Raw genomic sequence first — 18160 nt, 5'->3', positions numbered from 1 at the left:
TAGGCCATCCTTATTGCTGTACCCTGGCTTTTTGGATGGACGAGCGAATCATGCAGACGCAGCGTTTACGTACTACCTGGCAACTCACGGTTGTCCTGTTCATGTCCTGGCTGCTGGCCGGTTGCGGCATCAACAACATTCCTCAATACGACGAGCAGGTAAAAGCGGCCTGGTCGCAGGTGGAAAACCAGTACCAGCGCCGCGCCGATCTCATTCCCAATCTCGTCGAGACGGTGAAAGGCTTTGCCCGTCAGGAGCAAGAAACCCTGACGGCCGTTACGGAGGCGCGCTCCAAGGCAACCTCCATTCAGATCAGTGCCGAGGATCTCGACAATCCTGAAAAAATGCAGCAATTCCAGCAGGCACAGAATCAGCTGACCGGCGCACTGAGCCGGTTGATGGCGGTTTCCGAGCGTTACCCGGACCTCAAATCCAACCAGAACTTCCTCGCCCTGCAATCGCAGCTCGAAGGCACCGAGAACCGTATCTCCGTGGCGCGTCGGGATTTCATCACCGCTGTCGAGCGATATAACACCGAGATTCGCACCTTCCCTGGGCGTATCTGGCACACCTTGATGTACAGCGACATGCCGATCCGCGAGAACTTCGAGGCGACGGCCGAGAACGCCGATCAGGCGCCAAAAGTGCAGTTTCAATGACACGAACGCTACCCCTGTTTCTAGCACTTTTGTTCTGGGCCGGCAGTCTGCTGGCCCAGACGTTCGAAGTGCCCGCGTTGACCGGCCGGGTGGTGGATCAGGCTGAATTGCTCGATACCCAGACCAAGGCGAGACTGACCAGTATGCTTGCCGCCCACGAGCAGGCCACCGGTGAGCAGGTGGTGGTGGTGACGCTGCCCGATTTGCAAGATCGCAGTATCGAGGAGGTTGGCCTGCAGCTGGGACGCGAATGGGGGATCGGTCAGAAGGACGAGGACAGCGGCGCGCTGCTGATCGTCGCCCGGGATGATCGGAAAATTCGTATCGAGGTGGGTTATGGGCTCGAGGGGCGCCTGACCGACGCGCAGTCCTCGGTGATCATCAGCAGCATCATTACCCCCGCTTTCCAGCAGGGCGACTTCGCTCGCGGCATCACCGATGGCACCGCGGCGATCATTCGCGTGCTGGGTGGCGATCCACTGCAAACGGCCGGCATGCAGCCGGCGATGCCCATGGGTCAGCAGGAGCCCGGCGGGCTCGGCATTCTTGGCTTCTTCCTGATGCTGGTGGCGATCTTCGTGATCGGCGGGGGGCGTGGCGGACGCGGCGGTGGTCGTGGCGCAGGTCGCGCGCTGCTGCTCGGCGCGTTGCTGGGCGGTATGGGCCGTGGCGGTGGCGGTGGCGGTGGCGGTTTCGGAGGCGGTGGTTTCGGCGGCGGCGGTGGCGGCTTCGGCGGCGGGGGTGCTTCCGGTGGCTGGTGAGCCGACGGGCCGCGCGGCGAACCCCAACGAATCACGGACAGGATCGCGTGGCGGGCTGGCATCCAGCCACCGGGTCCTCGAACCGATAAGCGCTGCACAACGAGAACCTTCATCGATGATTAACAGGCAATGACCCTACTGACCGAAAGCGAACTGCAACAGGTTGCCGAGGCGATCGATCGCATCGAACGCGACACCGATGCCGAACTGGTGACGGTGCTGGCGGCCCAGGCCGACGACTATCGCTATATCCCGCTGCTCTGGGCTAGCCTGCTGGCGCTGCTGCTACCGGGTGCGCTGCTGTTCTTCAGCGGATGGCTGACGGCCTGGCAACTGCTGCTGGTGCAATGGCTGACCTTCATCGTACTGGCGGTGGTGTTCCGCATTCCGAGCCTGACCAGCCGGCTGATTCCGCGTTCGGTGCGGCACTGGCGCGCCTGCAACCTGGCGCGGCGGCAGTTCATCGAACTGAACCTGCACCACACCGCAGCGGGTACCGGGATGCTGATCTTCGTCTCGGAAGCCGAGCGCTACGTGGAAATTCTCGTGGACCAAGGCATTTCCAGCCGTATCGATGACAGCACGTGGCAGTCGATCGTCGACGCCTTCTCCGAAGACGTGCGCAACGGCCAGGTGCTCGAAGGCTTCCTTCGTTGCATCGAGACCTGCGGTTCACTGCTCAAGCAACACGTGCCGGCGACCCACGAGCGCAACGAACTGCCGAACCATCTGGTGGTGCTGCCGTAACGGAGGGCGGCATGGCCGCCGCCCCCTTGGCTTACTGCATGCGACGCTGCTGGGCGAGCAGCTCGCGCTCACGGATGAGGGCACGCGCCAGGCTGTTCTGCCCGCTGCGGCGCGCGGCGTGGATCAGCGTCTGGTCCAGCAGGTCACGCTGGGCGTGGCTGCCACCGAACAGATGAGCCTGACTGCGAACGGGCCGCAGCCGCTCCACACACTGCCCATATTGCCCGGCCACGAACGCCACGACGGCGTCCACTCCTGGCTCGCCGACCAGGCGGGTGAAGCGGGCGTTGTCGTCCTCCCGACTGCAGGCGCGCCGCTGTGCCTCGCGCAGCCGCTCAAGCAGGTCATCGCGGCCGCTACAGGCGAATGCCATCGCGGCATGAAAATCGTTGAAGGCGTAATTGCCGTCCGAGGCCATCGCGGACCAGCGCTCGGCCACAGCGCTCCAGCGATTACCGACGTCAATGTCCAGCAGGTGCAAGCGCCACAGTAGCGCGCTGGCATCGATCAGCTCCAACGCCAGCGTACCCTCACTGCCTGCGATGGGGCCGTCGAACAGGGCCAGTACCCGGTCGGATTCGCCCTGCTCCAGATAATGCAGCGCCAGGTGCCACCAGTTGTGCACGGCGAGCATGCTGTCCTGTTGCCAGGCCGAATTGCCATGCATCCACGCAATGCCTTCTTCACGCCGGTCCTGCATTTCCAACACATGCGCGACGGCATGCTGAGCCCAGGCATCGTCGGCTTGCAGCGAAATCGCCTCACGGCCGAAGCGTTCCGCGTGGCGATAGTCGCCGGTCTCTTCTAGGCCGAAGGCATACATGCCGAGCAGCGCGTGGTAGCCGGGCACGTCCATGGACCAGTCCGGCAGCACCCGTGCGACACGATCGCGCAGCATGCGCGCGTCACCGGTGAAGAAATCCAATTGGTGCCCGGCCTGCAAGGCCAGCAGGTCATGCGGATACTCAATGCTGAGGTCTTCCAGCGTGCGGCCGGCCGCGTGCCAGCGCCCGCCGATGAGCTGCCCCAGCGCCTGAAGATGACGGGCCTCGCGGTCGTTATGCGGCAACGCCAGGGCGCGCTCCAGCGAGGCTTGCGCCACCGGTAATGCGGCGGCTTCGGTACCCAACATATATAGCCAGGCACGCAGGATGTATCCCATCACCAGTTCGGGGGACGCTTCGAGCGCGGCTTCGGCGGTGGCCAGCGGATCGGTGCGAAGGCAGCGCAACTGCGTGAGACCGAGGTCGAGCAGGACCTGCGCCTCACTGTTGCAACCGGTCAGTTGGTATCCATGTGCGTCTTTCATTGTTCTATGCTCCAGGAGTCCAGTTCGCTGGCAGGGGCCAGCGGAGCCATAGTCGTGGTTACGGGCGAGTCGGACCAAAGCCATCCTGGAAACAAAACGGCCATTTCCGCCATGACTCGTTCAGATAATGCTGAAAGCCTGCCACCCCTCACTGTTGCCCTGCTGGCAACTCCGGATACCACTGCCTCGACGCTGTTCGGACTCTACGATTTGCTGCTGGGAACCCGCCGTGACTGGCAGCAGTTGATGAACCAGGATGACGTCGAGTCGCCTTTCGCTCCGCTGATCATCAGCCGAGACGGCTTGCCGTTGCGGGTGTACAACGACGTGCCGGTGCATCCTCATGCGAGTCTTGACAACGCCCCGCCGCCAGACGTGGTGATCATTAGTAATCTGGCAATCAGCCCTTGGGAGCCGCTGGATGATCGTTATGATCGCGAGGCGCGTTGGATGTGTGAGCGCTACGAGGCCGGCGCGACACTCGCGGCCGCTTGTTCCGGGGCGATATTGCTGGCGCGTACGGGGCTGCTGACAGGTTGCGAAGGCACTTCTCACTGGGGCTACTGCGAATGCCTGCGGCGGGAATATCCGGACGTTCACTGGCAGCCGGACAAGGCATTGGTCAATGCCGGTATCGGGCAGCGGCTGGTAATGTCCGGCAGCGGTAGCAGCTGGCACGCGCTGGGGCTGTTTCTTATCGCCCGCTTCGTGGGCGCCCGGGAAGCCATGGAGGTGGCGCGAATGAACCTGTTCGACTGGGATGCGACCAGCCCGTTGGCCTATGCCGCGATGATGCGCAGCGGTCAGCTTTCCGATCCGGTCATCGCACGTTGTCAGGAATGGGCGGCCCAGCATTACGAGGCCGACGCGCCGGTGGCGGCGATGGTGCGGATCAGCGGACTGCCGGAGCGGACCTTCCAGCGCCGTTTCGCCCAGGCGACCGGCCTGTCGCCGCTGGATTACGTGCACACCCTGCGGCTAGAAGAGGCCAAGCAGTTGTTGGAAAGCGGTGACCTGCCGGTGGAGGCGATCGCCTGGGAGGTGGGTTATCAGGATGCCGGCTTTTTTGGCCGCCTGTTCCGACGCAAGGTCGGCTTGACGCCCGCCCAGTACCGCCGACGCTTCGGTGTGTTGGCGCGGCGTCTGGCCGGCGTGGCGACACTGCAAGATACGGCACTGGGTGCGCACTGAGGGTGAAGGGCGGTAGGGCGTGTCGTTTGTACGGTACCGATTGATGATCTGAGCCAGGCGCCCGCCGTCGTTACCGGCGGCGGGCGTCTGCGTCAGAGCATGCCCGGGCCGTCATCTTCGGGTTGCTCAACCGGAGTCAGGTCGAGGAATGGGGCGTTCTCCATGGCGCTGGCCGCGACGCGATCGATGCTGCTCATGGCATGGCCGATGATCGAGCTGACGCTGGCTTCGTGATGGTGCTCGGGCAGCCGGTCGATGGCCGCGAGTACCTCTTCGCCGGGCACCGTTTCCTCGGCCAGCAGACGCTCGGCGATTTCGTCCAGTGCAGGCTTCAAGCGCTGCAGCAACGCCATGCAGTCGCGGTCCAGCTGCTTGAGCAGGGTGTCCGCCGCGCGGATGGATTCGCCCGAATCGTATTCGATATGGGCATCACGTACTGCCTGCAGGCTCAGCAGCGAACCGTTCGGGCCCATGCCCAGCGCACCGACCATCGACAGAGCGATCTTCGAGGCCTCCTGCAGATCCTGACCGGCGCCGGACGACACCTCATTGAAGTACAGCTGCTCGGCGCCACGGCCGGCCAGCAGCATCTGGATGCGGTTGCGCAGCTCGGACTCCATGTGCAAGCGCTTGTCTTCCACCGGCGTCACCAGCGTCACGCCCAATGCCTGGCCGCGCGGCAGAATGGTGACTTTTTCAACCCGACCGACTTTCAGCGCGGCGGCCACCAACGCATGACCGGCCTCGTGCACGGCGATGCGCTTGCGATCGTTGGCCGACATCGGCGTGACGCCCGATGGTTGTTCGCCAATACGACAGGTTTCCACGGCATCAACGAAGTGCGACATGCTGACTTCGCTAGCGCTGCCACGCGCCGCGAGCAGGGCGGCGTGGTTGGCGATATAGGCGATGGCGGCGGGCGTCAGGCCGACGGTGTTGCGTGCAAGCTGAGGGAAATCCAGGTCCTGGCTGGCGCGGATCTTCCCGGCGTAGAGGCGGAACAGCGCTTCCCGATCACCGAGCCCCGGCAGGCCCACCGCAATCGAACGGTCGAAGCGGCCTTCGCGGACCAATGCCGGGTCCAGCGAGTTGGGGAAGTTGGTCGCGCCCAGCACCAGCACGCCGCTGGCGCCGTCGAAGCCATCCATCTCGGCAAGGAACTGGTTGATGATGCGGTTGCTCTCGGCGTCGCTGGAGCGCTGTTGCTCGGCGCGCTTGCCGATGCCGTCGATTTCGTCGATGAAGATGATGCACGGCGCCTGCTTGCGCGCGGTGCGGAACAGCGCCTTGACCTTCTGGATGCCAACGCCGAAATACATCGAGGAAAAGTCGCTGCCAGTGACTTGAATGAAGCTGGCATTGGACTCGGTGGCCAGCGCCTTGGCCAATTGCGTCTTGCCGGTGCCGGGCTCGCCGGTGAGCAGCACGCCCTTGGGCGGGCGGGCGCCCAGCGCGACGTAAGCGGCGGGGTCGCGCAGATAATCGGTGACGTCGGTGAGCGCCTGCTTGGCCTCGCTGGCGCCGATCACATCGGCGAACCCGATGCCGCTGCCTTTACGCTGCACGCGGAAGGCCTGGCTCTTGAATGCCAGGTAGCTGAGCGCACCGACCAACAGAAGGATAAAGGGGGCATAGGGCACCAGCGCCTTGTACCAGGGCGCCTCGCCATCGGTTTCGAACAACGTCAGCGGGAACAGTTGGCCTTCGTTGCTGACGTAATGATTGAGCAGCAGTTGGGCTACACGGCCGGACTGGTCCGGTATCCAGTAACGCAGGCCGTCGTTCAGGCTGACATAGACGGCATTCTTGCCCAACGCGGCGCTGGCGATGCGGTCGCCGCGCAGGTCGCTCATCAATACCGAGAGATCCTGACGATTGGCTTCCCAGGGGTCGGTGGATGCCTGAAGCGCTTCGAGCATGCTGGCCGCCGCACCTGTGGCAGGTGCGGGTGGAGCGGCGGATTTGAATTGCCAGTAGGCCAGGCAAGCGGCAACGGCGAGTACCAGCAATACGGAGAGCACAGGGCCGCGGCGACCTTGTAGCAGACGTGGTGTTTTCATTTCACATCCAATCGGGGAAGCCCGATGTTTTGACAAACAACCGCCTTGGGCGGACCACAGTTGTTCACGGGGAAGTCCCGTTAGCGCCAATTGGGTGACGCTGGGCAGTACGGGCTTGCGGGATGCGATTTATATGCCGGACTGCGATTCGGGCGCTTCGGCTCCGATAGCCGGCGAGGATACGGCAAGTGCCATCATGCGCGCGGCTTCGCGACGAATGGCGGTCTGGTTTACGACGAATGACCGCCCGGGCGCGGAACGAAGCGGCAGCAATGAACTACGCGTTGCGCGGGTGTGGTGGGGCTCGACGGGTCTTGTCGGCCCGCTCGGAAACGCCGTCGGCAAGCCTCTCCGGGATGAACAGCAGGACGTCCCTGGCGTGACCGCGAGATGGCCGTGTGCCAGGTGACGTTCAGCGTCAGGAAATGCGGTCCCCGCACCAGCGCATGCAAGGGGCCTCGGCGCCATCGGCGCCGAGACCGGATCCCATGCCGAGCTTTGCCTGGTTCAGTGCTTCTCCTGGCGTCGCTCGGCAATAGTCTCGGGTGTCAGGTCGCCCGGTTGCGAGCCGAAATGGCTGAGCATGAAGTTGCTCAGGGCCGAGACCTCACGATCATTGAAGTGGCGATCGAAGGCGGGCATCAGATGATGCCCGGTCGGCCCGTACAAGGCATCGCCTTTGAGGATTACCTGGACCAGATTCAGCCCCTGCGGATCGTTCAGCGTGCGTAGGCCACGCAGCGCGGCGTAGTCGCTCTGGCGGCCACTGCCGTCCCACTGGTGGCAACTGGCGCAGGTGTCGGCGAACAGCTTCTGCCCCAATGGATGTTCGGTCTCGGCCGGCGGCTCGTTCGCCAGTGGTTTGTTCTGCGGCCGTTCGACATCGGCCGGCTGGCCGGGCACGGACTTCAGATACACCACCATCGCCTGGATGTCTTCCGGCGTCAGGTAGCGCAGGCTGTGGTTGACCACTTCGGCCATCGGCCCACCCGCCAGGCCGTAACCCGGCGCGGCGCCGGTCGCCAGGTAACGCGCCAATGCCTCGTCCGGCCAGCCGCCGATGCCGCTCTGTTGGTCGCCGGTGATGTTCCATGCCGCCCAGCCCTGGATGGTGGCGCCACCGAGCGCTTTGGGCCCGCTCTTGGCTTGCAGCAAATTGCGCGGGGTATGGCATTCGCCGCAGTGACCGGGGCCCTCGACCAGATAGGCGCCACGGTTCCACTGCCCCGTTTGCTCAGGGTTTGGCTCGAAGCGTTCGTCATCCAGGAACAGCAGATTCCACAGGGCGATGCCCCAGCGCTGATTGAATGGAAAATCGATGTCATTTTCCCGATTCGGCTGGCTCACCGGCTCCAGGCTGAACAGGTAGGCCTTGATCGCCAGAATGTCTTCGCGTGGCATCAAGGTGTAGGAGGTGTACGGAAAGGCCGGGTAGTAGTGTTTGCCGTCCGGGCCAACGCCCTGCTGCATGGCTTCGACGAATTCGTCGTCGCTCCAGTTGCCGATGCCGGTCTCCTTGTCCGGGGTGATATTGGTCGTGTACAGCGTGCCGAACGGCAGCTTTACCGGCAGGCCGCCGGCATAGGGCTCGCCGCCTTCGGTGACGTGGCAGGCCAGGCAGTCGGCGGCGCGAGTCAGGTACTCGCCGCGCTCGATCAGCGCCTGATCAGCGGGCTGCGCCAGCACGGCCGCAGTGGAAGTGGCAAGCGCGACACCCAGCAGGCCGCGAAGGGGGACTCGAATCGTCATACTGGGCTCCTCAGATCACGTAATAGCCGGCGCGCGCCAACGGCAGGCGACGGATGCGCGTGCCGTTGGCGGCCGCCAATGCATTTACCAGCGCCGGCGCGATCATCGCCGTGCCTGATTCGCCGACCCCGCCGGGCGCCTCGCGGCTCTCGACGATGTAGGTTTCCACTGGCGGTGCTTCGCTGATGCGCAGCTGGCGATAGTCGTGGAAATTGCTCTGTTCAACGCGCCCTTCGCTGACGGTTATTTCGTTGAACAGCGCGGCGGACAGCCCGAACAGCGTGCCGCCCTCGATCTGCGATTTGACCGACACCGGGTTCATCACCTGGCCGCAATCGATCGCTACCACCAGACGCTTGAGCTTGATGCCCTTGTCCTCGCTCACCTGCAACTCGACGACCGTGGCCAGGAAACTGCCGAACACCTCCTGCACCGCCACGCCGCGGCCATGCCCCGCCGGTAGAGGATCGCCCCATCGGGCCTTTTCCGCGGCAAGGCGCAATACCTGCTGGGCGCGCGGGTGGCTGCCCAGCAGCGCCATGCGGTATTGCACCGGATCGCGGTCGACGCTGCGCGCCACTTCGTCGATGAAGCTTTCCAGCATGTAGGTGCTGCGCAGCGCTCCGACACCCCGCCACCAGGACTGATGCAACGCCTTGGGCGGGACCGGCACGTAGTTCACGCGCAGATTCGGCAGGGCGTAGATCGGGTTCTGAGCCACCTCGACGGCATCGCTGTCCAGACCGCTTTCTGGAACCGCTGCAGGGGCGAAGCGCGCTAGCACCGAGGCACCGGCAATGGTGTGGCGCCAGCCTTGCAGTCGCCCCTGATCGTCCAGCGCCGCCGCAAAACGGTCGATGTAGTACGGGCGGTACATGTCGTGTGTGGTGTCTTCCTCTCGACTCCAGGTCAGCTTGATCGGGTAGTGCACTTTCGCAGCGATGGCCACGGCCTGGCTGATGAAATCCACTTCCAGACGCCGACCGAAGGCGCCGCCGATTAACTGGTTGTTAACGATGACCTGCTCCGCCGGTCGCCCGGAGGCTTCGGCGGCCGCGGTCTGCGCACGTACCGGTACCTGGGTGCCGACCCAGAGCTCCACGGCATCGGGGCGGACCTGGGCCACGCAGGTCATGGGCTCCAGCGCCGCATGGGCGAGGAAGGGCATTTCGTATTCGGCCTCGAAGGTTTTCGTCGCATCCTTCAGCGCCCGGTCGATATCGCCCTGCTCGTTGGCGACGGCGCCGGGCTTGTCCAGCGCCTCCTTGATCTCGCGCTCCATCTGCGCCGAGTCGATGCCGGCGTTGTCGCCGTAGTCCCATTCGATTTCCAGGACCCGCAAACCAGCGAAGGTGGCCCAGGTGTGCTCGCCAATCACCGCCACGGCATTGTCCAGGCGGATCACGTCGATCACCCCACGAACCTTGCGTGCGGCCCGATCATCCAGGTTGAGCAGGGTGCCTCCGATGACCGGGCAGGCGCGTGCCGAGGCGTACTTCATGCCGGGCAGCACCAGATCAATAGTGAAACGCGCCGTACCATTGACCTTGGCCGGCGTGTCCAGACGGCGGGTCGGCTTGCCGATCAGCTTGAATTGTTCGGCGGGCTTGAGCGGGATGTTTTCCGGCACGGGCAGCTTCGATGCGTCATCGACCAGCTCGCCATAGCCAACGCTTCGTCCGTCCGGCCCGAGCACCCGCCCATTGTCGGCACGCAACTGGTCGGCGCCGATCTGCCAGCGCTGCGCGGCGACCTGGATCAGCAGGAGCCGCGCCGCCGCCCCGGCCTGACGCAGCGGTTCCCAGTTGCTGCGGATCGAGGTCGAACCGCCGGTGGCCTGGAAGTTGAGCAGCTTGTCGTTATAGATCGCCTCGTTCGGCGGCGCTTCCTTGAGCGTGATCTGATCGAGGCCGATCTCCAGCTCTTCGGCCACCATCACCGCCAAGCCGCTTTGCGCACCTTGTCCCATCTCGATCTTCGGCACGGTGAAGGTCACCTGCCCGTCGCGGTCGATGCTGATGAAGGCATCCAGCGCCGTAGCGTTGGACATCGGCTGATCTTCGGGGCCCTCGTTGAGCACTTGCTCGGCGAAGCTTCGGCCGGTGAACGGCACGCTGAAACTGATCACCAGACCGCCCAGGGCGAGGCTGCCGACCTTCAACAGATGTCGGCGCGAAGGGGATTGCAGCCTGTTGTCAGGGTTGGCCATCTTGCGCCTCCTCATGCCTGGGCGACGCGCTTGATGGCGCTGCGAATGCGGGTGTAAGTGCAGCAGCGGCAAAGATTACCGGCCATGCCCTGATCGATGGCCTTGTCATCGGGCTGCGGATTTTTCTCCAGCAGCGCGACGGCCGACATGATCTGCCCGCACTGGCAATAACCGCACTGCACGACCTCGTCGTCCAGCCAGGCCTGCTGTACCTGCTGGCCGAGCTCGGTGTTGCCGATGCTTTCGATGGTCAGGACTGTGCGATCCTTCACCTCACCGACAGGCAGCACGCACGAGCGTGCTGCCTGTCCATCGAGGTGAACCGTGCAGGCGCCGCATTGGGCGATACCGCAACCGTACTTGCTGCCCGTCAGCCCCAGCACATCGCGCAGGACCCAGAGCAGGGGCATGTCTTCGGGAACGTCGACCTCCAGGTCGGCGCCGTTGATCGAAAGCGTCAGCATGAATCGGGACCTCGCATCAGGCTCTAAAACGGGCGCGCGTTATGGTTGGTTTGGTGCGCGCCTTAGAACGAGACAACGAGAGAAGCGAAAGTTGCCCACATCGAGGCAACTAATTGGCTCGCGGAGCACGGGCCGGTTCAGGCCTCGGCCACCGCTGGCAACGCCGCCGATGCCCGCTGTGACCGCAGCGACAAGCACACCATCATTGGCACCAACGCGAATACGCATATCCAGCGGCAGCTCGCTGAGCAGCGACGGCCGGGCGCCCCCGTGGGTGGCGGATCGACAGCGAAAAAGGAAGCAAAAAGGCCTATCCGATGAACGGTCTGCTGAGCGTCGGGCCGTCAGCGAAATCATCGAGGATTCGTAGTAAATAGCCTGCCTTTCGCATTCAGAGCAGTACCCGGCCCATGTCCACCCTCACCGAACTGGCGCAGCAGATCGCCGCGTTGTACCCCCTTCAAGACAAAACCGCCGGCAAGCGCTATCGCATCGTCAGCCAACTGGCCGGCATGACCGAGTTGGAAGAGATCAATGGCGTCCCGCGCTATGTCGACACTCGTCAGCTCGATGATCGACAGCTATGGGACGGCGCGCCTGCGCGGCCTGTTGATCGAGTCGCCAGCGTCTAGTCGAAATACCGTTCCCAGCGTAACGAGACTGAGCAAGACGGCGCTCTGCGGGGCAGGCCTCCCGTTGCGCTTGTATTTGCCGAAGGCCATCCGGCATTCTGCGACGTCAGCCTGACGGGGGTGTCAGGCCAAGGCATGGGCCTGAGCGGGCCTTACGGAGACGGGAATGATGATGTGCGAAAGCGGCTTCGCCGTGCTGCAGGGCGTCCGGCCATTGTTGATTGCCGGCTTGCTGACGTTGGCCCCGGTGGGGCAGGCGCAAGAGTTGATCGAGCCGATCGGCTACATCATGAAGGTGCAGGGCGAAGCGACGGTCACCAGCCGCGGCCAGACCATCGATGCGGCCCTCGGCCAGGCGGTGATCCTCGGCGCGGTCCTGCGCACCGGTGCGCAAGGCTCTATGGGCGTGACGCTCAGCGACAATACGGTGCTGTCCTTCGGTCCCAACAGCGAATTCGCCGTCGACGAGTACGCGTTTGAGCCGGCCCGCGAGGAGCTGCGGCTGAGCGCCCGCATCACTCGCGGTACGCTGAATTTCATTTCCGGCGTGATCGCCAAGCTCAGGCCGGAGGCGGTCGAGTTGAAAACGCCCACCGGAACCATCGGTGTTCGCGGTACGCATTTCCTGGTAAAGGTCGGCCAGTGACCATGGCGCGCCGACTAGCCCTGGCGTTGCTATGCAGTGCGCTGCTGTCAGGTTGCGTGAGCGGAGATTACGTAGTGCTGCTGGAAAGCCCTGACGGCACCACCGGCGCGGTTCTGGTGGAGGACGCCAGCGGCCAGACCCGGCTCGACCGTTCGCATCAGGGTGTAACGATTGGCAGCGGCGGGGCCGGAGCCAGGCCGTTCACCGTCGGTGAGCTACGAATCTCCCGCGACTTCTCGGCGGCGCTGGCGGCGCAGCCGGCCTTGCCACAGCGCTTCCAGCTCTATTTCAAGATCGGCAGTGCCGAGCTGACCGAGGAGTCGCAGCGAGCCTTCGAGCAGGTCGTCGAAGCGATCCGTCTGCGCGGGCCCTCCGCCGTCTCGGTCATCGGCCATACCGATACGCTCAGCGGCCCGATCTGGAACGAGCAGCTGGGGCTTATCAGGGCTAAGGCCGTGGCTCACAAGCTGCGCGGCCGAGCCATCGAAGTGATCGACCTGAGGGTGTCTTCCCATGGCGAGCGCAACCTGCTGATCCAGACGCCGGATGGTGTGTCCGAACCGCGCAATCGTCGGGTCGAAGTCAGCGTTCGCTGAGCCGCCTCACTTATCCGTCATCAATATCCGCTCGCCACGCTGTCCGGTCCGTAGCCGCTGCAGCTGATAGCGCACCAGGGCATCGTCCGGTCGCTCGGCATGTAGCCGTTCGAAGGCCTCGGTAGCATCTTCGTGTTCGCTGGCGAGCAGCCTGTAGGCCGCGTCGTAATCGTTATCTTGCGTGGCTTCGCAAGGCTCGTAGAGGCGGATCGGTCGGCTCTTGCCCTTGAGCAGCACATCGCCAATGGCCCGCATCGGTACGCTCGGATTGGCCGCGCGGACCGTTTCCGAAACGCAGAGATCGGTGCCCAGGTAGCGGTTCAGGCCTTCCAGACGCGCCGCCACGTTGACCGCATCTCCTAGCGCACGGTAGTCGAACAAAGTGGCACCACCGAAATTACCGACGACCACCTCGCCGCTGTGCGCGCTGATGCGCGTGCGCCCCAGAGGAATGCCGAGGGCATGCTGGGTGGCGGTGTAAGTTCGGGTGAAGCGGCGAATCTCCATGGCGCAGGCCAGGGCGCGGCGTTGGTGGTCGGCCTGCATCAGCGGCGCTGAGAAGAGGATCGCCATGCCGTCGCCGACGATGCGCTCGAGCGTGCCTTCATGGAGGAAGGCAATCTGAATGATGCCCTCCAGGTACTCGTTGAGCATGCCAACCACCTGTTCTGGTGACTGACGCTCCATCAGGGTGGTGAAGTCGGTGATATCGGTGAAGACGAAACTGCAGCAGCGCCTTTCGCCGCCGAGCTGCAGCTGTTCGGGGTGGCGCACCAGATGCCTGACCAGGTTCGGTGAGATGTAGCGCGAAAAGGCCTCACGCAGCCAGCGCTGTTGATGCTCGCTGGCGCGGTGCCGCGCCAGGCTGACGCCGAGGTAGACCAGCAGCAGGCCGATCGACAGAGTGAGGGCATCGAGCAGCAAGCCGTGACGCGAATAGGCCCACCAGGCGAGGACGTTCAGTGCCGTCAGCATGATCGCGACGACCCAGGCCCCGGTGAGCGCCCCGCTACCGAGCGTGAGGGCGCCGAGCAGTAATCCAGCGAGCAGGAGCGTCAGCGCTTCCAGTGGACTGGCCCAGAACGGGCGTTGCAGCAGCGTGTCGTCCAGCACCTGCTCGATTGCCTGGGCATGTATCTGGACACCAGGAAGTATTTCGCCGAGCGGGCTGAAACGCAGGTCCTGCAGGCCCTGCGCCGAGCTGCCAATCAGCACTATGCTGCCTTGGAACTGCGCAGCGGACGCCTCTTGCAGCACACGCCACGCCGGTACGCTCTGACTGCTCGGGTCGCGACGATAGTGCAGCCAGAGTTCACCCTGACGGTTGGTGGGCAGCGTCAGCGGGCCGATGCCGACCTGCTCGACTGCGCCACCGTCAGTGGTTTCGATGCGGTAACGATTCTGTCCGAGGTAGATTCGCAGCGCTTCGGCAGACAGTGAAGGAAACAGCTGTTCACCGACGCGAATCATCACCGGCACGCGTCGCACCACGCCATCCGCATCGGGCTGAAAGGTCATGGCACCGCTGCCGGCTGCGGCCCTGTCGAGCAACGGCAAAGCGCTGACGGTTCCTGCGTAGGTGGCAAAACGGGGTTGCTCGGCCTTCGCGCTCGACTGGACGCCGAAGCGACTCGACGGTGAGGTTTGCGAAGGCGAGCGTGTGGAGGCGAAACCCAACACGCTGGGCTGCCGTGCGAGCGCGGCGGCGAACAGCTGATCATGATCGGGCAGGGCGCTTAGCTGTCTGGCCAGTTCAGGCGAGAGCGTCGGCAGGCTCAGAAGCCGCCGCGGTGAGCTGCGGTCCGGCTCGGCGAAGAGCACATCGAACACCACTACCGCGGCGCCGGCCCGGTGCAGGTGCTCCAGCAACTGGGCCAGCAGATCGCGTGGCCAGGGCCATTGGCCAAGGCGGGCGAGGCTGGCTTCGTCGATATCCACCACCCGGACCGGCGTCTGCGCCGGCGTCGCTCGCGGCTGCCAGCGTTGGTATTGATCGAACAGGCTGTTGCGCAGGCTTTGCAGTATCAGCGGTTCGGCTAGGTACAGCGCGCAGGCGGCGAGCAATCCGGCCATTGCCAACAGCAGGCGCGGGGCCAGGGCGCGGGGCGATATCATCAGCCGCGCTCCCTGCAACCGCTCGTGTTGGCTAGGCTGCCGAGGTTCAGTCGAGTACCAGAATCGCGTCCATTTCCACCTGTGCGGCCTTCGGCAGCGCGGCGATGCCAATGGCGGCGCGAGCAGGATAGGGCTGTTGGAAGTAGCGGCTCATGACCTCGTTCACCGTGGCGAAGTTGCCGAGATCGGTGAGAAAGATGTTCAGCTTGACGATGTCCTTCAGCGAGCCACCGGCGGCTTCGGCCACGGCCTTGAGGTTCTCGAACACCTGCACGGTCTGTGCTTCGAAGCCTTCCACCAGCTCCATGGTTTTCGGATCCAGCGGGATCTGGCCGGACATGTAGACGGTATTGCCAGCCTTGATTGCCTGGGAGTAGGGGCCGATGGCGGCGGGGGCGTTGTCGCTGTGAATCACGGTCTTGCTCATGGGGTGCTCCGATAGAAGAGTGCGGTCCCAGAGGATACGGGCTGAAGCGAGCGGGCAAAAGCCCCGTGACGAGGGTAGAACTGGCGGAGTCGCTAGGCCTTCATCCGGGTGATACGCATGACGCCCTTGATCGCCCGCAGCTTCTTGATCACCCGGGCCAGATGCACGCGGTCATGCACGCTGACCACCAGTTGAACGACGCTGATCCGGCCGTCGCGCTCGTCCATACCGATCTTCTCGATATTGCCATCGGCGGCATTTACGCTGCCGGCCAGCAGGGCGATCAGGCCGCGCTGGTGCTCCAACTCGACGCGCAATTCGACGTTGAACTCGCCGGTGACGTCCTTGGACCAGGACAGCTGAATGCACTTGTCAGGGTTGTGCCGAACATCGGCAATGTTCCGGCAGGTATCAAGGTGCACCACCATGCCTTTGCCGGCAGACAGATGACCGACGATCGGGTCGCCTGGGATCGGCGTGCAGCATTTGGCGTAGTTCAGTACAAGACCTTCGGTGCCTCGAATCGCCAGCGGTCCCTCGGCGCTGGGTGCTTGTTCGCCTTCGCTTGCGAGCAGTCGGCGAGCGATGACGTAGGCCATGCGATTGCCCAGCCCGATGTCTTCGAGAAGATCCTCGACGACATCCATGTGATATTCATTGAGCACGGCCTGGATACGTTCCGGCGAAACCTTCTGCAGACTGGTTTCGAAGCCGGTCAGCGCTTTGTTCAAAAGTCGTTCGCCGAGGTTGATCGACTCAGAGCGGCGCTGCAGCTTGAGCGCGTGACGAATGTGCGTGCGTGCCTTGCCGGTGACCACGAAGTTGAGCCAGGCCGGGTTCGGGCGTGCGCCCGGCGCGGTCACGATCTCCACAGTACAACCGCTCTCCAGAGCTTGTGACAGCGGCGCCAGGCGACGATTGACGCGACAGGCGATGCAGGTATTGCCGACGTCGGTGTGCACCGCGTAGGCGAAGTCCACCGCGGTCGAGCCCTTGGGCAACTCCATGATGCTGCCCTTGGGTGTGAAGACATAAACCTCGTCCGGGAACAGGTCGATCTTCACGCTTTCGATGAACTCCAGCGAATTGCCGGCCCGCTCTTGCAGTTCCAGCACGCCCTTGACCCATTGCCGTGCGCGGGCATGGGTGCCCTTGGGGGCTTCCTCGTCGTTGGATTTGTACAGCCAGTGCGCGGCGATGCCGTTATTGGCCATCTCTTCCATTTCGCGGGTGCGGATCTGGATTTCGATGGGCACGCCGTGCATGCCGAACAATGTGGTATGCAGCGACTGGTAGCCGTTGGCTTTGGGAATCGCGATGTAATCCTTGAACCGACCGGGCAACGGCTTGTAGAGGCTGTGCACCGCCCCGAGCACGCGGTAGCAGGTGTCGACCTTGTCGACCACGATGCGAAAGGCGTAGACGTCCATGATCTCGTTGAACGCCTTGCGCTTGCCGCGCATCTTCTTGTAGATGCTGAACAGGTGCTTTTCGCGGCCCACTACTTCGCCGCCGAGGCCTTCGCGTTCGAGGCAGTGGATCAGTGACTGCTCGATCTTTTCGACGATCTCGTTGCGGTTGCCCCGTGCGCGACGGACCGCGGCGCGGATGCGCTCCGAACGCATCGGATGCATGGCTTTGAAGCCCAGATCTTCGAATTCCACGCGCATGGCGTGCATGCCCAGCCGGTTGGCGATGGGCGCATAGATTTCCAGGGTTTCCTTGGCGATCCGGCGGCGTTTCTCGCCCGCCAGCACCTCAAGCGTGCGCATGTTGTGCAGACGGTCGGCGAGCTTGACCAGGATCACACGAATGTCGCGCGCCATGGCCATGGCCATCTTCTGGAAGTTCTCCGCCTGGGCCTCAGCCTTGGTTTCGAATTTCATCTGGGTCAGCTTGCTGACCCCATCCACCAGCTCAGCGACGGTTTCGCCGAACTGCGCGGTGAGCGCTTCCTTGGCAATGCCGGTGTCCTCGATGACGTCGTGCAGCATCGCGGCCATCAGGCTCTGATGGTCCATGTGCATGTCGGCGAGGATGTTGGCTACCGCGAGGGGGTGGGTGACGTAGGCTTCACCGCTGCGTCGACGCTGGCCGTCGTGGGCCTGCTCGGCGTAGAAATAGGCTCGGCGCACCTGGTTGACCTGGTCTGCGCCGAGGTAGGTCGACAGGCGATCGGCAAGAGCGTCTATGGCTGGCAAGGGATTGCTCCTTGCCGGCTGGGCGCTGTGTTTGCGGTTCGACTTCGACCTGGCATTTAATCAGAGGGCCTCGTTGGACTCTTCCTCGTACTGCACGAACAATGGCTCGTCGTCGACGATGTCGTCTTGGGCAATGACGTCGTAGTCCACCAGCCCGGAGGCGATTTCACGCAGAGCGACCACGGTCGGCTTGTCATTTTCCCAGGCCACTTTAGGCTCCTTGCCGCCAGTAGCCAGCTGACGCGAGCGCTTGGTGGCGAGCATGACCAGCTCGAAGCGGTTATCTACGTTGTCCAGACAGTCTTCAACGGTAACGCGGGCCATGGTGTTCCTCATCAATAACGGTAAAGCATGCCCGAATGGGCGAGCGGACGGGATAGTCTAAAAAATCACC

The 18160-nt window shown here is 63.7% G+C and carries 16 protein-coding genes; 7 read left to right on the top strand and 9 right to left on the bottom strand.

The window, feature by feature from the left end:
• Positions 1 to 50 precede the first annotated feature (50 nt).
• The 3 genes from ACL0K2_RS11580 (at position 51) to ACL0K2_RS11570 (ending at position 2167) form a co-directional block, all read left to right on the top strand.
• A complete protein-coding gene (locus tag ACL0K2_RS11580) occupies positions 51 to 659 on the top strand; it encodes a LemA family protein (protein ID WP_045160368.1) in 609 nt (202 codons plus the stop codon).
• Positions 656 to 1420, top strand: a complete 765-nt coding sequence (locus ACL0K2_RS11575) for a TPM domain-containing protein (RefSeq protein ID WP_413042695.1) — start codon at positions 656 to 658, stop codon at positions 1418 to 1420. Before ACL0K2_RS11580 ends, ACL0K2_RS11575 begins: the two co-directional genes overlap by 4 nt.
• Before the next feature lie 129 nt (positions 1421 to 1549).
• Positions 1550 to 2167, top strand: coding sequence for a TPM domain-containing protein (locus ACL0K2_RS11570; RefSeq protein ID WP_045160369.1), 618 nt, complete (start codon positions 1550 to 1552; stop codon positions 2165 to 2167).
• Positions 2168 to 2198: 31 nt separating this feature from the next.
• Here ACL0K2_RS11570 and ACL0K2_RS11565 read toward each other — a convergent pair whose 3' ends face one another.
• Entirely contained in the window at positions 2199 to 3476 is a 1278-nt protein-coding gene (locus tag ACL0K2_RS11565) for a tetratricopeptide repeat protein (protein ID WP_052679268.1), read from the bottom strand.
• Positions 3477 to 3587: 111 nt separating this feature from the next.
• Between ACL0K2_RS11565 and ACL0K2_RS11560 the strand changes: the two genes are divergently transcribed.
• On the top strand, positions 3588 to 4667 hold the full coding sequence (locus tag ACL0K2_RS11560) for a GlxA family transcriptional regulator (RefSeq protein WP_045160370.1): 1080 nt from the start codon (positions 3588 to 3590) through the stop codon (positions 4665 to 4667).
• Positions 4668 to 4759: 92 nt separating this feature from the next.
• Here the strand turns inward: ACL0K2_RS11560 and ACL0K2_RS11555 are convergent, their stop codons facing one another.
• The 4 genes from ACL0K2_RS11555 to ACL0K2_RS11540 all read right to left on the bottom strand — a co-directional run bounded on the left by ACL0K2_RS11555 (position 4760) and on the right by ACL0K2_RS11540 (position 11149).
• Positions 4760 to 6727 carry an AAA family ATPase gene (locus ACL0K2_RS11555; protein WP_045160371.1) on the bottom strand — a complete coding sequence of 656 codons (1968 nt, stop codon included), beginning with the start codon at positions 6725 to 6727 and terminating at the stop codon, positions 4760 to 4762.
• A 507-nt stretch (positions 6728 to 7234) separates the two neighbouring features.
• On the bottom strand, positions 7235 to 8476 hold the full coding sequence (locus ACL0K2_RS11550) for a c-type cytochrome (RefSeq protein WP_413042694.1): 1242 nt from the start codon (positions 8474 to 8476) through the stop codon (positions 7235 to 7237).
• 10 nt (positions 8477 to 8486) lie between these two features.
• Positions 8487 to 10685, bottom strand: coding sequence for a molybdopterin cofactor-binding domain-containing protein (locus ACL0K2_RS11545; protein ID WP_413042693.1), 2199 nt, complete (start codon positions 10683 to 10685; stop codon positions 8487 to 8489).
• An 11-nt stretch (positions 10686 to 10696) separates the two neighbouring features.
• Positions 10697 to 11149 carry a (2Fe-2S)-binding protein gene (locus tag ACL0K2_RS11540; RefSeq protein ID WP_413042692.1) on the bottom strand — a complete coding sequence of 151 codons (453 nt, stop codon included), beginning with the start codon at positions 11147 to 11149 and terminating at the stop codon, positions 10697 to 10699.
• Between the two features lie 410 nt (positions 11150 to 11559).
• Between ACL0K2_RS11540 and ACL0K2_RS11535 the strand changes: the two genes are divergently transcribed.
• The 3 genes from ACL0K2_RS11535 to ACL0K2_RS11525 all read left to right on the top strand — a co-directional run bounded on the left by ACL0K2_RS11535 (position 11560) and on the right by ACL0K2_RS11525 (position 13023).
• Positions 11560 to 11781 (top strand): hypothetical protein, encoded by a 222-nt coding sequence (locus tag ACL0K2_RS11535; RefSeq protein ID WP_045160375.1) that lies wholly within the window; start codon positions 11560 to 11562, stop codon positions 11779 to 11781.
• A 166-nt stretch (positions 11782 to 11947) separates the two neighbouring features.
• Entirely contained in the window at positions 11948 to 12427 is a 480-nt protein-coding gene (locus ACL0K2_RS11530) for a FecR domain-containing protein (RefSeq protein ID WP_413042691.1), read from the top strand.
• A 2-nt stretch (positions 12428 to 12429) separates the two neighbouring features.
• Positions 12430 to 13023, top strand: a complete 594-nt coding sequence (locus tag ACL0K2_RS11525; protein WP_413042689.1) for an OmpA family protein — start codon at positions 12430 to 12432, stop codon at positions 13021 to 13023.
• Between the two features lie 6 nt (positions 13024 to 13029).
• On the opposite strand, the gene ACL0K2_RS11520 is transcribed toward ACL0K2_RS11525, so the two are convergent.
• The 4 genes from ACL0K2_RS11520 to rpoZ all read right to left on the bottom strand — a co-directional run bounded on the left by ACL0K2_RS11520 (position 13030) and on the right by rpoZ (position 18090).
• Positions 13030 to 15138, bottom strand: coding sequence for a CHASE2 domain-containing protein (locus tag ACL0K2_RS11520; RefSeq protein ID WP_413042688.1), 2109 nt, complete (start codon positions 15136 to 15138; stop codon positions 13030 to 13032).
• Positions 15139 to 15184: 46 nt separating this feature from the next.
• Positions 15185 to 15565 carry a RidA family protein gene (locus ACL0K2_RS11515; RefSeq protein ID WP_045160378.1) on the bottom strand — a complete coding sequence of 127 codons (381 nt, stop codon included), beginning with the start codon at positions 15563 to 15565 and terminating at the stop codon, positions 15185 to 15187.
• Between the two features lie 92 nt (positions 15566 to 15657).
• Complete coding sequence (gene spoT, locus ACL0K2_RS11510) at positions 15658 to 17766, bottom strand: bifunctional GTP diphosphokinase/guanosine-3',5'-bis pyrophosphate 3'-pyrophosphohydrolase (protein WP_045160379.1); 2109 nt, start codon at positions 17764 to 17766, stop codon at positions 15658 to 15660.
• A gap of 60 nt (positions 17767 to 17826) precedes the next feature.
• Positions 17827 to 18090 carry a DNA-directed RNA polymerase subunit omega gene (gene rpoZ / locus ACL0K2_RS11505; RefSeq protein WP_025240123.1) on the bottom strand — a complete coding sequence of 88 codons (264 nt, stop codon included), beginning with the start codon at positions 18088 to 18090 and terminating at the stop codon, positions 17827 to 17829.
• Positions 18091 to 18160: the final 70 nt, after the last annotated feature.

The sequence above is a fragment of the Pseudomonas sp. YJ42 genome, assembly GCF_047225135.1.
Lineage (GTDB): Bacteria > Pseudomonadota > Gammaproteobacteria > Pseudomonadales > Pseudomonadaceae > Stutzerimonas > Stutzerimonas stutzeri_E.
This window is presented reverse-complemented; position numbering and strand designations above follow the sequence as displayed.

Excerpts from the sequence above, each read along its gene's own strand:
- ACL0K2_RS11580 (WP_045160368.1), top strand. The coding sequence starts at position 51 with ATGCAGACGCAGCGTTTACGTACTACCTGGCAACTCACGGTTGTCCTG.
- ACL0K2_RS11575 (WP_413042695.1), top strand. The coding sequence starts at position 656 with ATGACACGAACGCTACCCCTGTTTCTAGCACTTTTGTTCTGGGCCGGC.
- ACL0K2_RS11570 (WP_045160369.1), top strand. The coding sequence starts at position 1,550 with ATGACCCTACTGACCGAAAGCGAACTGCAACAGGTTGCCGAGGCGATC.
- ACL0K2_RS11565 (WP_052679268.1), bottom strand. The coding sequence starts at position 3,476 with ATGAAAGACGCACATGGATACCAACTGACCGGTTGCAACAGTGAGGCG.
- ACL0K2_RS11560 (WP_045160370.1), top strand. The coding sequence starts at position 3,588 with ATGACTCGTTCAGATAATGCTGAAAGCCTGCCACCCCTCACTGTTGCC.
- ACL0K2_RS11555 (WP_045160371.1), bottom strand. The coding sequence starts at position 6,727 with ATGAAAACACCACGTCTGCTACAAGGTCGCCGCGGCCCTGTGCTCTCC.
- ACL0K2_RS11550 (WP_413042694.1), bottom strand. The coding sequence starts at position 8,476 with ATGACGATTCGAGTCCCCCTTCGCGGCCTGCTGGGTGTCGCGCTTGCC.
- ACL0K2_RS11545 (WP_413042693.1), bottom strand. The coding sequence starts at position 10,685 with ATGGCCAACCCTGACAACAGGCTGCAATCCCCTTCGCGCCGACATCTG.
- ACL0K2_RS11540 (WP_413042692.1), bottom strand. The coding sequence starts at position 11,149 with ATGCTGACGCTTTCGATCAACGGCGCCGACCTGGAGGTCGACGTTCCC.
- ACL0K2_RS11535 (WP_045160375.1), top strand. The coding sequence starts at position 11,560 with ATGTCCACCCTCACCGAACTGGCGCAGCAGATCGCCGCGTTGTACCCC.
- ACL0K2_RS11530 (WP_413042691.1), top strand. The coding sequence starts at position 11,948 with ATGATGATGTGCGAAAGCGGCTTCGCCGTGCTGCAGGGCGTCCGGCCA.
- ACL0K2_RS11525 (WP_413042689.1), top strand. The coding sequence starts at position 12,430 with ATGGCGCGCCGACTAGCCCTGGCGTTGCTATGCAGTGCGCTGCTGTCA.
- ACL0K2_RS11520 (WP_413042688.1), bottom strand. The coding sequence starts at position 15,138 with ATGATATCGCCCCGCGCCCTGGCCCCGCGCCTGCTGTTGGCAATGGCC.
- ACL0K2_RS11515 (WP_045160378.1), bottom strand. The coding sequence starts at position 15,565 with ATGAGCAAGACCGTGATTCACAGCGACAACGCCCCCGCCGCCATCGGC.
- rpoZ (WP_025240123.1), bottom strand. The coding sequence starts at position 18,090 with ATGGCCCGCGTTACCGTTGAAGACTGTCTGGACAACGTAGATAACCGC.